This window comes from Amycolatopsis sp. NPDC045836 (assembly GCF_056431745.1).
Genome location: NZ_JBWKKF010000005.1, coordinates 115,595 through 129,494, shown reverse-complemented (window position 1 = coordinate 129,494; position 13,900 = coordinate 115,595). Strand labels below are relative to the sequence as shown.

Annotated in this window: 15 protein-coding genes; 6 read left to right on the top strand and 9 right to left on the bottom strand. The window is 73.1% G+C overall.

What is annotated here, in order from left to right; translation table 11 throughout:
- Positions 1–136: 136 nt before the first annotated feature.
- On the top strand, positions 137–1,579 hold the full coding sequence (locus tag AC07EG_RS10330; protein WP_478252743.1) for an aromatic amino acid ammonia-lyase: 1,443 nt from the start codon (positions 137–139) through the stop codon (positions 1,577–1,579).
- 48 nt (positions 1,580–1,627) lie between these two features.
- Here the strand turns inward: AC07EG_RS10330 and AC07EG_RS10325 are convergent, their stop codons facing one another.
- The gene (locus AC07EG_RS10325; RefSeq protein WP_478252742.1) at positions 1,628–2,653 is read right to left on the bottom strand and encodes a 6-phosphofructokinase; all 1,026 of its coding nucleotides are present in this window, start codon (positions 2,651–2,653) and stop codon (positions 1,628–1,630) included.
- Positions 2,654–2,753: 100 nt separating this feature from the next.
- On the opposite strand from AC07EG_RS10325, the gene AC07EG_RS10320 reads away from it, so the two are divergent.
- Entirely contained in the window at positions 2,754–3,077 is a 324-nt protein-coding gene (locus AC07EG_RS10320; protein WP_478252741.1) for a hypothetical protein, read from the top strand.
- A gap of 171 nt (positions 3,078–3,248) precedes the next feature.
- Positions 3,249–4,322 (top strand): 3-deoxy-7-phosphoheptulonate synthase, encoded by a 1,074-nt coding sequence (locus AC07EG_RS10315; RefSeq protein WP_478252740.1) that lies wholly within the window; start codon positions 3,249–3,251, stop codon positions 4,320–4,322.
- A gap of 450 nt (positions 4,323–4,772) precedes the next feature.
- On the opposite strand, the gene AC07EG_RS10310 is transcribed toward AC07EG_RS10315, so the two are convergent.
- Both AC07EG_RS10310 and AC07EG_RS10305 read right to left on the bottom strand, forming a co-directional pair.
- Positions 4,773–5,273, bottom strand: coding sequence for a polyadenylate-specific 3'-exoribonuclease AS (locus AC07EG_RS10310; protein WP_478252739.1), 501 nt, complete (start codon positions 5,271–5,273; stop codon positions 4,773–4,775).
- 32 nt (positions 5,274–5,305) lie between these two features.
- A complete protein-coding gene (locus AC07EG_RS10305; RefSeq protein WP_478253080.1) occupies positions 5,306–6,067 on the bottom strand; it encodes a lysophospholipid acyltransferase family protein in 762 nt (253 codons plus the stop codon).
- Between the two features lie 225 nt (positions 6,068–6,292).
- On the opposite strand from AC07EG_RS10305, the gene AC07EG_RS10300 reads away from it, so the two are divergent.
- The 3 genes from AC07EG_RS10300 to AC07EG_RS10290 are packed head-to-tail and all read left to right on the top strand — an operon-like array spanning position 6,293 to position 8,719.
- Positions 6,293–7,063 carry an alpha/beta hydrolase gene (locus AC07EG_RS10300; RefSeq protein ID WP_478252738.1) on the top strand — a complete coding sequence of 257 codons (771 nt, stop codon included), beginning with the start codon at positions 6,293–6,295 and terminating at the stop codon, positions 7,061–7,063.
- Positions 7,060–7,557, top strand: coding sequence for a hypothetical protein (locus tag AC07EG_RS10295; RefSeq protein ID WP_478252737.1), 498 nt, complete (start codon positions 7,060–7,062; stop codon positions 7,555–7,557). The genes AC07EG_RS10300 and AC07EG_RS10295 overlap by 4 nt, the downstream gene beginning before the upstream one ends.
- Before the next feature lie 22 nt (positions 7,558–7,579).
- Positions 7,580–8,719: a glutamate--cysteine ligase gene (locus AC07EG_RS10290; RefSeq protein ID WP_478252736.1), complete on the top strand. Its 1,140-nt coding sequence runs from the start codon at positions 7,580–7,582 to the stop codon at positions 8,717–8,719.
- A 455-nt stretch (positions 8,720–9,174) separates the two neighbouring features.
- Here AC07EG_RS10290 and AC07EG_RS10285 read toward each other — a convergent pair whose 3' ends face one another.
- From AC07EG_RS10285 to AC07EG_RS10260, 6 genes are all read right to left on the bottom strand, one after another.
- Positions 9,175–9,993: an NUDIX domain-containing protein gene (locus AC07EG_RS10285; protein ID WP_478252735.1), complete on the bottom strand. Its 819-nt coding sequence runs from the start codon at positions 9,991–9,993 to the stop codon at positions 9,175–9,177.
- A 70-nt stretch (positions 9,994–10,063) separates the two neighbouring features.
- The gene (locus AC07EG_RS10280) at positions 10,064–11,014 is read right to left on the bottom strand and encodes an ROK family protein (RefSeq protein WP_478253079.1); all 951 of its coding nucleotides are present in this window, start codon (positions 11,012–11,014) and stop codon (positions 10,064–10,066) included.
- Positions 11,015–11,080: 66 nt separating this feature from the next.
- Positions 11,081–11,503, bottom strand: coding sequence for a hypothetical protein (locus AC07EG_RS10275; protein WP_478252734.1), 423 nt, complete (start codon positions 11,501–11,503; stop codon positions 11,081–11,083).
- The gene (locus AC07EG_RS10270; RefSeq protein WP_478252733.1) at positions 11,503–12,645 is read right to left on the bottom strand and encodes an ArsA family ATPase; all 1,143 of its coding nucleotides are present in this window, start codon (positions 12,643–12,645) and stop codon (positions 11,503–11,505) included. The genes AC07EG_RS10275 and AC07EG_RS10270 overlap by 1 nt, the downstream gene beginning before the upstream one ends.
- A gap of 2 nt (positions 12,646–12,647) precedes the next feature.
- The gene (locus tag AC07EG_RS10265; protein ID WP_478252732.1) at positions 12,648–13,085 is read right to left on the bottom strand and encodes an SRPBCC family protein; all 438 of its coding nucleotides are present in this window, start codon (positions 13,083–13,085) and stop codon (positions 12,648–12,650) included.
- Positions 13,086–13,111: 26 nt separating this feature from the next.
- Positions 13,112–13,900, bottom strand: a complete 789-nt coding sequence (locus AC07EG_RS10260; protein ID WP_478252731.1) for a metallophosphoesterase family protein — start codon at positions 13,898–13,900, stop codon at positions 13,112–13,114.

The following is a 13,900-nucleotide window of genomic DNA, read 5'->3' as shown; positions in this document are numbered from 1 at the left end:
AGACCAATCCGTCAATGGTTCAGACCACGGTTCGCTGAGTTGCCGGGACCGGCTACCGGGGGTCACCGGGCGGCCCGCCGGGGGCACTGGATCGGCCTAGCGGCACCCTGGGGCGAACGGCGGAGAGGAGATCGGTTTGGTCCGGGTCGACGGGCGGACGCTGCGCTGCGGTGACGTGCGAACGGTGGCGGGTGGCGAGGGACCGCTGGAGGTGGACGTCGAGCCGGGCGCGCTCGCGGCGGCCGGGCGCGCGTGGGAACTGGCCGAGGAGCTGAGCACGCGGCGCGTGGTCTACGGCCGCACCACCGGCGTCGGCGCGAACAAGGACGACGCGGTGACCGGGGAGCACTCCACCGACCACGGCCTGCGCCTGCTGCGCAGCCACGCCGGTGGCAGCGGTGAGCTGATGCCGGACGGCCAGGTGCGCGCGATGCTGCTGATCCGGCTCAACCAGCTGCTGGCCGGGCGGTCGGGGATCAGCCCCGGCCTGATCGAAGCGCTGGCGGGCGCGTTGCGGGCGGGTGCGCTGCCGGTGGTGCACCGGCTGGGCGCGATCGGCACCGGCGACCTGGCGCCCCTGGCCGAAACCGGGCTCGCGCTGGCCGGGGAACGGCCGTGGCGCCGCGGTGGTGTGCCGCCGGTGGCGGTGCAGGCGGGAGACGCGCTGGCGTTCATGAGCAGCAACGCCGCCACGCTCGCCGAAGCGGTGCTGGCGGCGCTCGAACTGGAAACGCTGGCCAAGGCCAGCCACGCGGTCACCGCCCTGACCTACGTCGCGCTCGACGGCAATCCCGAGGCGTACGCGACGGCGGTGCACGAGGCCCGGCCGCACCCCGGGCAGCTCGCCTGCGCCGCGGACCTCCGGCGGCTGCTCGGCATGGAGGGCACCCCGGCGCCCGGCCGCCGCATCCAGGACCCGTTCGGGCTGCGTGCCTTCCCGCAGGTGCAGGGGCCGGCGCTGGACGCGCTGCACCACCTGCGGGACGTGCTGGCGATCGAGATCAACGCGGGCACCGAGAACCCGATGATCTGCGTGCCCGAAGGCGACGCCTACCACCACGCGCACTTCCACACCGCGTACGTCTCGTCGGCGCTGGACCAGGCGCGGGCGACCGTGCACCAGGTGGCCGAACTGTCCGCGGCGCGCCTCGGCGACCTGGTCGAACCGGACTTCACCGGGTTGCGGCCGTTCCTGGCGGACGGGCCGTCCGGCAGCTCGGGCGTGATGATCCTGGAGTACGTCGCCCACGACGCGCTGACCGAACTGCGGCAGGCGGCGCTTCCGGTGACGCTGGGCAGCGCCGTGGTCTCACGGGGCCTGGAGGACCACGCGAGCTTCTCCACCCAGGCCGCCAGGGCGACCACGGCGGCGTGCCGGGCCTACCGGCAACTGCTGGCCTGCGAACTGGTGGCCGCCGTGCGGGCCCTGCGCATGCGGCGCGCCGACCTGGTGGACATCCCGGTGCGGGCCGCCTTCGAGCAGGCGGGGGCCGTGCTGGACCCGAGCACCGCGGACCGCCCGCTCACCGGCGACATCGCCGGTGCCGCGGCCGTCCTCGACTCGCTGGCCCTGGTCTGACCGGCGGGCCAGGAGTGGGCGCGGTGCCCCCACTCCTGGCCACCGGGCTCAGCCGAAGAAGACCTCGGCCTCTTCGTACCGCGAAGCGGGCACGGTCTTCAGCTCGGCGGTGGCCTCCGCCAGCTTCACGCGCACGATGTCGGTGCCCTTCAGCGCCACCATCACGCCGAAGTCGCCGTCGGCCACGGCGTCCACGGCCTGCAGGCCGAAGCGCGTGGCCAGCACGCGGTCGTAGGCGGTCGGGATGCCACCGCGCTGGGTGTGGCCGAGCACCACGGCCCGCGACTCCTTGCCGGTCCGCTGCGCGATCTCCTCCGCCAGCCAGGTGCCGACCCCGCCGAGCCGCACGTGCCCGAACGCGTCCTTCTCCCCCGAGTGCAGCACCTCGGCCCCGCCCTCGGGCACGGCGCCCTCGGCGACCACGATGATCGGCGCGTACTGGCGCTCGAACCGCCGCTCCACCCACTCGACGACCTTCTCCACCGAGAACGGCCGCTCCGGCACCAGGATCACGTTCGCGCCACCGGCCAGGCCGGAGTGCAGCGCGATCCAGCCCGCGTGCCGCCCCATCACCTCGACCACCAGCGCGCGGTGGTGCGACTCCGCCGTGGTGCGCAGGCGGTCGATCGACTCGGTGGCGATGTGCACCGCGGTGTCGAAGCCGAAGGTGTAGTCGGTGGCGCCCAGGTCGTTGTCGATGGTCTTGGGCACGCCGACCACGCCGATGCCGTCGTCGGTCAGCTTCTTCGCCACGCCGAGGGTGTCCTCGCCGCCGATCGCGATCAGCGCGTCCACGCCCTGGTCGGCGAGCACACCGCGGATCTGCTCGACGCCGCCCTCGGACTTGTACGGGTTGGTCCGCGAGGACCCGAGGATGGTGCCGCCCCTGGTCAGGATCTCCTCGACGTCCGCGAGGCCCAGCGGCCTGCTGTCGCCGGTCATCGGGCCCCGCCAGCCGCTCCGGAAACCGACGACCTCCCAGCCATGGACCTCGATGCCCTTGCGGACCACCGCCCGGATCACCGCGTTCAGCCCGGGGCAGTCGCCGCCCCCGGTCAGCACACCGACTCGCATCAGACTCAGACCTCCGCTTGCCTGCTTTGTCTTGGGTCACACATCCGGCGTCAGCGTAGCGGTATCCGACTTGATCGGTGCAGCAGCTATGGTCTAGACCATGTCGGCACCCCGGCCGGGCTGGCCCGCCCTGCTCGCCGCGAGCGCCGCCGCCGGCGCCGTCACCGGCCTCGCCGGTCCGTTCGTCGTGCTGATGGGGCAGGTGCTCGCCGGTGAGCTGGGCCTGGCCGAGCGCGACCCCGCGCTGACCGACGACGGGCTCGGCGTCCCCCTGGGTTTCGGCATCGTCGGCCTGCTGTTCACCGCGGCGTCGATCGCCGCGCTCACCCCCTTGGTCCGCCGCGCCCCGCGGCGGCTCCCGGCCGCGCTCGCCGCGGGGGTACCGGTCGCGGCCGTGGTGGCGTGGCTGTTCGTCGGGCGGTGACCGGGGCTGTGCTAGCTTCGTGGCGTGCAGCGCTCGTATTTTTGGTTTGGCAGGCCGGCCCCGGGTGGGCCGGTCGGCGACGCCGTGCGCTGACCTTCCACCTCCGAGCCGGTTTCCCAGCCGGCTCGGGCGAGGTGCGATCGGGGCGGCTGGGTCGAAAGGACCCCCGCCATGACGATCACCTTCGACCCCACCCTCGCGCTGGACGACCAGCGCACCACCAGCATCAGCCCGCTGATCCCGCCCGCGTTGCTGCGCGAGGAGCTGCCGGTCGGCGAAGCCGTGGCCCGAACCGTCCATAAAGGACGAACAGGCGCGGTCGGCGTGCTCGACGGCACCGACGACCGCCTGCTGGTCGTGGTCGGCCCGTGCTCGGTGCACGACACCGCCGCCGCCCTCGACTACGCCCAGCGCCTCGCCGCGCACGCCGAGGGCCTCAGCGAGCAGCTGCACGTGGTGATGCGCGTGTACTTCGAGAAGCCGCGCACCACGCTCGGCTGGAAGGGCCTGATCAACGACCCCGGCCTGGACGGCAGCTTCGCGGTCAACCGGGGCCTGCGGCTGGCGCGGCGGCTGCTGCTCGACGTGTCCGCGCTCGGCCTGCCGGTCGGCTGCGAGTTCCTCGACCCGATCACCCCGCAGTTCATCGCCGACATCGTCACCTGGGGTTCGATCGGCGCGCGGACCGCGGCCAGCCAGGTGCACCGCCAGCTGTGCAGCGCGCTGTCCATGCCGGTCGGCATCAAGAACTCCACCGAGGGTGACGTGCAGGTGGCGGTGGACGCCACCCGCGCCGCGGCGGCCGGGCACGTGTTCGCCGGGATCAACGCCGACGGCCTCGCCGCGCTGCTGACCACCTCCGGCAACCCGGACTGCCACGTGATCCTGCGCGGCAGCGCGACCGGGCCGAACCACGACGCCGCCACCGTGGCGGACACCCTGGACCGCCTGCGCCGCGCGGGCCTCCCCGAACGCCTCCTGGTCGACGCCAGCCACGGCAACAGCGGCAAGGACCACGTGCGCCAGGCGGAGGTCGTCGGGGAACTGGCCGACCGGATCGAACGGGGTGAGCGGGGCCTGCGCGGCGTGATGCTGGAGAGCTTCCTGGCCGCCGGTCGCCAGGACCTGACGCTGGGCCGGGCGGGCGAACTGACCCACGGCCAGAGCATCACCGACGCCTGCCTGGACTGGCCGACCACGGCCCGCCTGCTGGACCGCCTCGCCGAAGCGGTGCGCGCCCGCTGATCGGCTGGGTGGCTCCAGCTCACCGAGGCGGTGGGGGCGCACCGAGGCCGGACTCGGCGGGCACCGAGCTGGTGCCCGCCGGGCAGTCGCGGCGCCGCTCTCCGGCTGGGCACCGCCGGGACGGGCTCGATGGTGCCCGCCGGAGCGTGCCCCAGCCGGAGCGGGCCCAGCCAGACCGGTACGTGCCCAGCCGAGCCGGAGTGCGTTGGCCAAGCCGGAGTGCGCCCAGCCGAGCAGGTCTTGCTCAGCCAGCCGGAGCGCACTCAGGCGGGCGGAGCGCAGTCAGCCAAGCTGGAGAGCACCCCAGTCCAGTCAGAGCACCCAGCCGAGCCGGAGCACTGCCAGTCAAGCCGGAGCGAGCCCAGCCGAGCCGGAGCGAGCCCAGCCAAGCTGGTACGTGCCCAGCCGAGCCGGAGCACACCCGGCCTAAGCCCGAGTGGGCGCCCCGACTCAGCCGGACAGGCCCCGGCGGCGCCACTCCTCTTCGATCGCTCGCCACCGCACCAGGTTGTGCCGGGCGTCGGCGAGGGCGTCGTGGGCGTTGGCGGGGGCGGCGGGCAGTTTCGGCTTGCCCACGTCCTCCCAGCGCTGCCGCAGGTCCCGGGTGAACCGGGGCAGTTGCCGCGGGAGGGCGGGCATCGGGCCCCACAGCTGCGCCAGCGCCACGTGGTCGTAGGCGGCGAACCAGGCCCACAGCTCGATCCCGCCGGACGGCTTGCCGAAGAACTCCAGCAGGTCGTTGCGGATGCGCTCGCGGCCGCGCCAGGCCCGGTCGGCGGGCGAGGGCAGCTTCGGGAGCACGTTGTCCCGCACCCACGGGCCCGCCTTGTCCGGATCGAACTCCGTCGAAACCGCGTAGAACTCCCGGCCGTCCTCGTCCACGACACCGATCGACACCAGGTCGATCGTCACGCCGTCCTCGATGAACTCGGTGTCGTAGAAAAATCGCACCGGGCCACCCTAGTGGTCGGCTTCCGGGCCGATCAGGAAGCCTTGGTCTGCGGCACGCGGTCGGCGTCGGCACCCGACGGCTGCTTCGGCACGTCGGGGCGCACCCCGGCGGCCTCGGCGGCAGCCAGTTCCTTGGCCTTGGCCGCGTAGATGTCCACGTACTCCTGGCCGGACAGCTCCATCAGCGCGTACATGATCTCGTCGGTGATCGACCGCTCGATGAAGCGGTCGCCGGCGAGGCCCTCGTAGCGGGAGAAGTCCAGCGGCTTGCCGAAGCGGACCTCGAGCCGCCGCGGCCACCACATCTTCGAGCCGATCGGGTTGACCTTGTCGGTGCCGATGGTGACCACCGGGACCACCGGCACCCCGGCCTGCAGCGCGATCCTGGCGACGCCGGTCTTGCCCTTGTACAGCCTGCCGTCCGGCGAGCGGGTGCCCTCGGGGTAGATGCCGAGCAGGTGCCCTTCGCGCAGCACCCGGATCGCGGTGTCGAGCGCGGCCTGGGCGGCCGAGCCACCGGAACGGTCGATCGGGATCTGCCCGAGGCCGCTGAAGAACCACTTCTTCAGCCTGCCCTTGAGCCCCTTTTCGGTGAAGTACTCCGACTTGGCCGGGAAGGTCACCTTGCGCCGGACGTAGAGCGGCATGAAGAAGGAGTCGGCGACGGCGAGGTGGTTGCCCGCGAGGATCGCGCCACCGGTGGCCGGGATGTTCTCCGCCCCGGAGACCTTGGTCGGCCACAGCAGCCGCAGCAGCGGGCCGAGCAGCACGTACTTCATCAACCGGTACAGCACCTTGCTCAAGTCCTCCTAGCGGGCAGCGCGGTGGCCGACGGCCCGATCCGATCAGCAAGACTACGAACTCGTCCGTACCCGGCACAACGCCTGACCCCCGGTTGCCGGTGCCCAGCGATCGATGTCACATCCGGCCGCGTCACCTTCAGTCCCCGGCATCGTCCCACGGGTGGCCGAACCCGTGCGAACATGGAGGTCTCGAACCCCGGAGAGGAAGGCGAGAGCATGCCCGTGCTCGCCGGTGCGGAACCCTTCGCGCACACCGGCTCCACCGAGGCCGGGGCGCTGCTGTGCCACGGGTTCACCGGAACACCAGCCAGCATGCGGCCGTGGGGCGAGCACCTGGCCGGGGCCGGGTTCACCGTGCGCGGGCCGCGGCTGCCCGGGCACGGCACCACCTGGCAGGAGATGAACCGGACGAACTGGACCGACTGGTACGGCTGCGTCCGCGCCGAGCTGCTGGAGCTGTTCGACACCTGCGAGACGGTCTTCGTCTGCGGCCAGTCGATGGGCGGCACGCTGGCGCTGCGGCTGGCGCAGGAGTTCGGCGACCGGATCGCCGGGCTGGCGCTGGTCAACCCGTCGGTGACCACGCTGCGCTGGGACGCCAGGCTGCTGCCGTTGCTGGCCAGGGTGCTGCCGTCGGTGCCGGGCGTGGCCGGGGACATCAAGAAGCCGGGCGCGGTGGAACTGGCGTACTCGCGGCTGCCGGTGCGCGCGGCGGCCAGCCTGAGCAGGCTGTGGGCGCTGGTCCGCGCCGACCTCGGCAAGGTGACCCAGCCGCTGCTCCTGCTGCACTCGGCCGTCGACCACGTGGTGGAGCCGGTGAACGCCCGCATCGTGGCCGACGGCGTGCGGAGTTCCCGGCTGGTCGACGTCGAGCTGACCGACAGCTACCACGTGGCCACCCTGGACAACGACGCCCAGCTGATCTTCGAGCGCAGCGTCGACTTCTTCCGATCGATCGCACACAGCGGGCAGGTGGACCCGAGATGAGCCGTTCGAACTCCGCTGACGGCCCGGAGGACATCGACGCCACGTTCGCCGAGATCGTGGCCGATCTCCGGGCCGAGGGCATCGGCACCACGCTCTCGGAGCTCTCCGAGCCGGTGAAGCCGGACGAGGAGCCCACGCCCCCGGCTCCACCGCCCAGCCCGCCGGAGCAGACCGTGGCGGCGGCGGGCTGGCGCGGCTCCGAACGGGAGTGGGAGGCCACCGTCTTCGGCGACGACCCGGCCGCCGACGACGAGCACTACGTGCCACCGGAGCCACCGCCCCTGCCGCGGCCCCGCAAGGGTGCGCTGGTGGTGCTGCTGTTCTTCGTGCTGGGCCTGCTGCTGCTGATCGCGCCGGGCGTGATCGGGCTGAGCAGCACCCTCGGCACCCCGATCGGGTTGCTGGTGCTGGCGGTGGGCATCGGCCTGCTGCTGCTCCGCGTCCGGCAGGGCCCGCCGGACGGTGCCGACCCCGACAGTGGCGCGCAGGTCTGAGCGTTCCGCCGTAGGGTTGGTCATGCGCATCGACTTCCACCCGTCCCGCCGCTCGACCGTCGGCGCCGAATGGGAGCTGGCGCTGGTCGACCGCCGCAGCGGGGAGCTGACCTCGGTGGCGCAGCGCATCCTCGACGAGGTGCGCCCCGATGGCAGCGAGGAGCACCCCAAGATCAAGCAGGAGCTCCTGCTCAACACCATCGAGATCATCACCGACGTGTGCGAAACGGTCGCCGAGGTCGGCGAGGACCTCGCCGGTTCGCTGGACGAGCTGCGCGAGCACACCGACCCGCTCGGGGTGGAGCTGTTCTCGGCGGGCACGCACCCGTTCTCGACCTGGTACCAGCAGAAGGTCACCGACAAGGAGCGCTACGCCAAGCTGATCGACCGCACCCAGTGGTGGGGGCGGCAGATGCTGATCTACGGCGTGCACGTGCACGTGGGGCTCGACCACCGGGACAAGGCGCTGCCGGTGCTCAACGCGCTGCTGAACTACGCGCCGCACCTGCAGGCGCTGTCGGCTTCGTCGCCGTACTGGGGCGGGGAGGACACCGGGTACGCGTCGAACCGGGCGCTGATGTTCCAGCAGCTGCCGACGGCGGGCCTGCCGTTCCAGTTCACCGACTGGGGTGAGCTGGAAAGCTACGTGGACGACATGTTCGTCACCGGGGTGATCGACCACTTCTCGGAGATCCGCTGGGACGTCCGGCCGGCGCCGCACTTCGGCACGGTCGAAATGCGCGTCTGCGACGGCCTGCCGACGCTCGAGGAGGTCACCACGATCGCCGCGTTCACCCAGTGCCTGGTCGACGACTTCAGCGCGCGGCTCGACCGGGGCGAGACGCTGCCGACCATGCCGCCGTGGCACGTGCAGGAGAACAAGTGGCGGGCCGCGCGGTACGGCATGGACGCCATTGTCATCCTGGACGCGGCGGGCAACGAACGGCTGGTCACCGAGGACCTGGACGAGGTGCTGGAGCGCCTGGAGCCGGTCGCGAAGCAACTCGACTGCGAGCATGAGCTGCGGGGCGTGGAGAAGATCCTGCGCTGCGGCGCCAGCTACCAGCGGCAACGAGCGGTGGCGCGGGAACACAACGGAAGCCTGAAAGCCGTGGTCGCCTCCCTGATCGCCGAAATGCGAAACGGCATCGCCGAGGGGTGAGCCGACCGGCGGGGAGCCCGGGCACCCAACCAGCACCCGGGCACCTCAACAGCACCACCACCCCGAGCACCCGCTGAAAGCCCGGGGCACCCACAGAAGCCCCCCGGGCACCCAACCAGCACCCGGCCTCCCCCGCAGGAGCACCACCCCGAGCACCCGCTGAAAACCCGGGCCACCCACAGAAGCACACCCCACCAGCACCCGCCCCCAGCAGGAGCACCACCCCGCCGAGCACCCGCTAAAAGCCCGAGCACCCACAGAAGCACACCCCCGGGCACCCAACCGGCGCCCGGCCTCCCCAGCAGGAGCACCGCCCAGACCCCCACCCCGCCCCGGTCCACCGCCAAAAACACGGCTCCGGTCTCGATGTCAAGGCATCTTTCCCGCCTTGACATCGAGACCGGAGCCGTAGTCACAATGAAAAACCGGGGCGGCTGCAAGCACCACCCAAACCCTCAAACGAGCAGATCCAGCAACGAACGAGGCCCCAGCACCCCCGCCCCCTCCGCCTCCACCCGTCCTCGCAGTTCCCGATCCGCCGTCACCACCACGACGTGGTCCTGAACCCGGCACCCGCGCACCACCGAGACGATCTCCGAATCGCCATCACGCGCCGCCGCCACGACCTCGACCCCCTCGACGGCGGGCACACCACGGGCCTTGCCCTCCACCACCAGCACGATCCGCGGCCACCAGCACCAGTCCGGCAGCATCGGCGCGGTCATGCCCGACTCGGCCAGTGGGGCGAGCTGGTCCCGCAGGCGGGCCGCGGCGCCCGCCCGGTCGCGCCACCAGCCGTCGGGGCGCGTGCCCATCACGTTCGCGGCGTCGACCACCAGCACCAGTTCCCGGCCCACCTGCGCCCGCAGCCCCGGCCAGGCCAGTTCGAAGTCCCGGTGCAGCCGGTAGCCGCCGACCTCGTCGACCGGGACCCAGCGCAGCTCGGTGCTCTCCCGGTTCCGCACCCGCTCGTGCACCTCGCCGCGGACCTCGGCCAGCACCGTGGTGTACCCCCAGCCACCGTGGTCCACTGTGGACGCGGCGAGCGGGCGCACCGCGCCGGGCGGCACGGCGGCCTCCTCGTCGGCTTCCCGGGTGGCCGCCTCCGCCGGGGACTCCTCGGGGCGCCGGGCACCGCCCGGCAGCGCCCAGGTCCGGCCGTGGTGCGTCCACCACGCGCGGCGCTGCAGCAGCACCCCGCGCGCCGGATCGGTGAGCAGCAGCCCGGCCGCGCCGTACCGGCCCCAGTGCCGGTGCCCCTGGGCACAGGTCACGAACGTGTCCTCGGCGAACAACCACCCTCCCGCCGCCGGTCACGAAGCGCCCCGTGCGCCCCTGCTTCCCTTACCCTGGCACACCCACCCGCGTCACCGCCGCCTCACGGGCCAGGGTCGCCGCGCCGACGATGGCGGTGTCGTCGCCGAGGTGGGCGGTGCGGATGCGGGCCAGCGGCCGGTGCCCCGCCCCGGTGATCGCCGTGGCGTAGTGCTCGCGGGCCTCGTCCAGGAACAGCGGCGCCGACTCCGACACCCCGCCCCCGATCACCATGATCTCCGGGTCGAACACGTCGGCCACCAGCGCGAGCCCCTCGCCGAGCCACTTCGCCAGCTCGGCCATCGCGCGCTGGGCGACCGGGTCGCCGTCACGCGCGGCCCCGGCCACCCGCCGCCCGGTCACCGAGCCGGGGTCACCCGCGGTCTCCCTGGCCAGCACGGTCGACCGCCCCGGGTTGCGGGCCAGCAGCTCGACCGCCGTCGCCGCCAGCGCGGTGCCGCTGCAGTAGCGCTCCCAGCAGCCGTACTTCCCGCACGGGCAGGGCCGCCCGCCCGGCACCACGGTCAGGTGCCCCAGCTCCGGGCCGACGCCGTGCGCGCCGCGGTAGATCTGCCCGTCGAGCAGCAGGCCGGCCCCGATCCCGGTGCCCAGTGCGATCAGCGCCGCCACCTTCGCGCCCCGCGCCGCGCCGAACCGGTGCTCGGCCAGCGTGGCCGAGTTCGCGTCGTGCTCCAGGGTGACCGGCAGCCCGACCCGCTCGGCGATCCGGTCGGCCACCGGCGCCGCCCGCCAGGCCAGGTGCGGGGCGAACATCACCGACCGGCGGTCGGTAGTGACGAACCCGGCCACCGCCAGGCCCACCGCGGTCACCTCGTGCCGGTTGCGCAGCTCCTCGACCACCCCGGAGATGGCGTCCTCGAGCGCGCCTTCGCCGCCGGGCGTGCCGACCCGGGTGGTGTCCAGCAGCGACCCCTGGTCGTCCACCACCCCGGCCCGCACGCTGGTGCCGCCGACGTCCACCCCGATCGCCAGCTCCGGACGGCGGAACGTGCGCTTGAGCGTCTTCTTCAACCCACGAGAACCCATCTATCGGCCGGTATCCCAGTCTTCGCGGCGCCGCACCGGCACGTGCTGCACCCGGTTCGCCCCGGGCTCGGCCCGCGGTTCCCGGCGCGGCGGCGGGGTGAACCCCGGCATGTGCACGCCCTCCTCGGGCGCCCAGCGATCGGCCAGCACCGCCCGCAGCAACGCGACCAGCTGCGCGGCCTGCTCCAGCACCCGAGCGACGAGCTCCGGGCGTTCCCCGCGCGCCAGCGCGACCACCGCGCACAGCGGGCACCAGCCGCAGCCGCCGGACGACTGGTCGTGGTGCCCCAGCGCGGACTCGCGGTGCCCGGCCGCGACCAGCCCGTCCAGCCAGGGTGCGGCTCGTTCGGCCACCAGCTCGATGAGCAGCCGCAGCTCCTCGGCCAGCGAATGCGCGCCGGTGGCCGGCTCCGCGTCGGGCATCAGGCACCTCCGGCAGGCACGAGCTGGACCACCAGCCCGGCGGCATCGGCTTCCGCGCCGGTGATCCGGCACGGGCGCAGCAGTTCGGGCAGGGCGATCACCCGGCGGAACCCGTCCACCGTGATCGCCAGGTCGTCGCCGACCCTGGCCAGGTCCACCTTCGCCGTGCGGGTCAGCGGCACCGCCACCCGCAGCTCGTGCCCACCGTCCACAGTGGAACTCTCGGCCACCGAGAGCAGCGGCGCCACCGGGCGGGCCGACCGGTCCAGCGGGTCCGCCCCGCCGTAGAGCTCGGCGGCGATCTCCAGCAGCGCGGGCAGCCCGACCGGCTCGACCGCGCGGTGCTCCACCCGGCGCAGCGCCCCCGGCGGCAGCCCGGTCGAGGTCAGCTCGGTGAGCACGGCGTCCTGGTGGGCGCGGCGGGTACGCAGCCACGCCGCCGCCGAACCCGGCAGGCGGCCGGGGGACGGCATCAGCCGGTTGACGATCAGCCCGTCGACGGCGATGCCGCGCAGCGCGAGCGAGCTGAGCGTGCGGCGCGTCTCGGCGACCACCAGCCGTTCCGGGGTGAGCACCAGCCGCACCGCGGTCGCCGACGGATCGGTGAGCAGCGTGCGCAGCCCGGCCAGGTGGGTGGCGAAGCGCCGGGCGGACCGGCCGAGGCCACCGCGCCCGCGCAACCGGCCGAGGTAGCCCGAGATCGCTTCGGGCAGCGAGAGCAGGCGCAGCGTTTCCGCGGTCGGCCCGCAGTCGACCACCACGTTCTCCCAGGGCCCGGTCTCGGCGAGCCGGCGCACCTCGGTCAGCGCCAGCAGCTCGTCCACGCCCGGCACCACGGTCAGTTCCTCGGCGTCCAGCGCGTCGACCCCGGCACCGGCGAGCAGGCCGCGCAGCTGCCCGCGCAGCTCGGACCAGGCGTCGTCGACCAGCGCCCGCGAGTCGATCTGCGCCGCGTGCAGCGAACCGTCCACTTCAGACGGCTCACCGGTCAGCCCGGTGCCGAAGGCGTCGCCGAGCGAGTGGGCCGGGTCGGTGGAGACCACCAGCGTCTTCCTGCCCCGCCCGGCGAGCGAGGCAGCCGTGGCGGCCGCCAGCGTGGTTTTGCCGACACCCCCCTTGCCGGTGAACAGCAGGATGCGCACGATCAGCCCTCAGCTCGGCGCTTCAGCTCCTTCAGCGCGGTATCCATGATCATCTTCTCCGCCTTGCGGCGCAGCAGCCCGATCATCGGCAGGGCCAGCTCCACCGAGAGCGTGTAGGTGACCTTGGTGCGCCCGCCGCCCAGCGGTTCGAGCAGGTACCGGCCGTCCTGCGCCTTCTGCATCTGGCCCTTGACCAGGTGCCAGCGGACCGAGAGCCCGTCGGGCGCCCAGTCGTACTCCAGGGTGTAGACGTCCTTGACCGGACCGGCGTCGAGGGTCATCTTGACCTGCTTGGCCCGGCCGCCTCCGGCCTCGGCCAGCACTTCGGTCTCGCGGACGGCCTTGGTCCACTCCGGGTAGGCCGGGAAGTCCGCGATCACCTCCATGATCCGTTCCGGCGACGCGTCGACCTCGATGGACTGCGTGGACTGCTCGGCCATGGGCAAAGGCTACCGTCCCGTAAGGACTACCAGCGCAGCACGTACGGCTGGGTCGTCTCCTTGAAGTGACCGACGTTACGGCACTCGGTCCGCCCCAGGCGCGCACGCGGTGACAGCGGCTGGTGCACATGGCCGAACAGCGACCAGCGCGGCTGCCCGGATCGGATGAGTTCGAGCAGGGCGGCCGAGCCGAACTCGTGCCGGCGCGCCACCACGTCGTAGGTCAGCTGCGGCACCGCGGGCGGGATGTGGGTGCACAGCACGTCGATGTCGGTCAGCTTGCCCACCGAGGCGTCGAACTCCTCACGCGGGCGGAGGTAGGGCCGCCAGACCGGGTTCGGCCGCGGCTCGACCCCGTCCGGCAGCAGCGCGCCGCCGACGAAGCCGAACCGGAGGCCGCCGATCTCGGCCACCTCGCCGTCCAGGATCTGAGCGCCCCGGCCAGCGAATTCAGGCCACAACGCGGGCGTGTCGACGTTGCCGGGGGTCAGGTAGACCGGGGCGGTCAGCGCGGCGAACAGCGTCTCGTACTGGGCGCGGATGGCTTCGTCGACGGCCGCGCCCGGGTCTTCCAGGCTGCCCCAGAGCGAGCGCGCGAAGGCGACCGTCTCGTCGCGGGTGCCCTCGCGGCGCAGCCGGGCGAACTCCCCCACCTTCTCCTCGCCGAACAGCGTGCCGAGGATGCCGTTGCCGTGCCGCCGGTAGTCGACGAAGTCCAGCAGGTCCCCGAGCACCACCAGGGCGTCGGCCCCCTCGCCGGCGCGTGCCAGCGCCTCGGCGTTGCCGTGCACGTCCGACACCACGTGTACCCGCAT

What these genes read in the sequence shown, in the direction of transcription:
- AC07EG_RS10300 (WP_478252738.1), top strand. Translation starts at nt 6,293, where the DNA reads ATGCCCGTGCTCGCCGGTGCGGAACCCTTCGCGCACACCGGCTCCACC.
- AC07EG_RS10315 (WP_478252740.1), top strand. Translation starts at nt 3,249, where the DNA reads ATGACGATCACCTTCGACCCCACCCTCGCGCTGGACGACCAGCGCACC.
- AC07EG_RS10265 (WP_478252732.1), bottom strand. Translation starts at nt 13,085, where the DNA reads ATGGCCGAGCAGTCCACGCAGTCCATCGAGGTCGACGCGTCGCCGGAA.
- AC07EG_RS10260 (WP_478252731.1), bottom strand. Translation starts at nt 13,900, where the DNA reads ATGCGGGTACACGTGGTGTCGGACGTGCACGGCAACGCCGAGGCGCTG.
- AC07EG_RS10320 (WP_478252741.1), top strand. Translation starts at nt 2,754, where the DNA reads ATGTCGGCACCCCGGCCGGGCTGGCCCGCCCTGCTCGCCGCGAGCGCC.
- AC07EG_RS10290 (WP_478252736.1), top strand. Translation starts at nt 7,580, where the DNA reads ATGCGCATCGACTTCCACCCGTCCCGCCGCTCGACCGTCGGCGCCGAA.
- AC07EG_RS10275 (WP_478252734.1), bottom strand. Translation starts at nt 11,503, where the DNA reads ATGCCCGACGCGGAGCCGGCCACCGGCGCGCATTCGCTGGCCGAGGAG.
- AC07EG_RS10295 (WP_478252737.1), top strand. Translation starts at nt 7,060, where the DNA reads ATGAGCCGTTCGAACTCCGCTGACGGCCCGGAGGACATCGACGCCACG.
- AC07EG_RS10325 (WP_478252742.1), bottom strand. Translation starts at nt 2,653, where the DNA reads ATGCGAGTCGGTGTGCTGACCGGGGGCGGCGACTGCCCCGGGCTGAAC.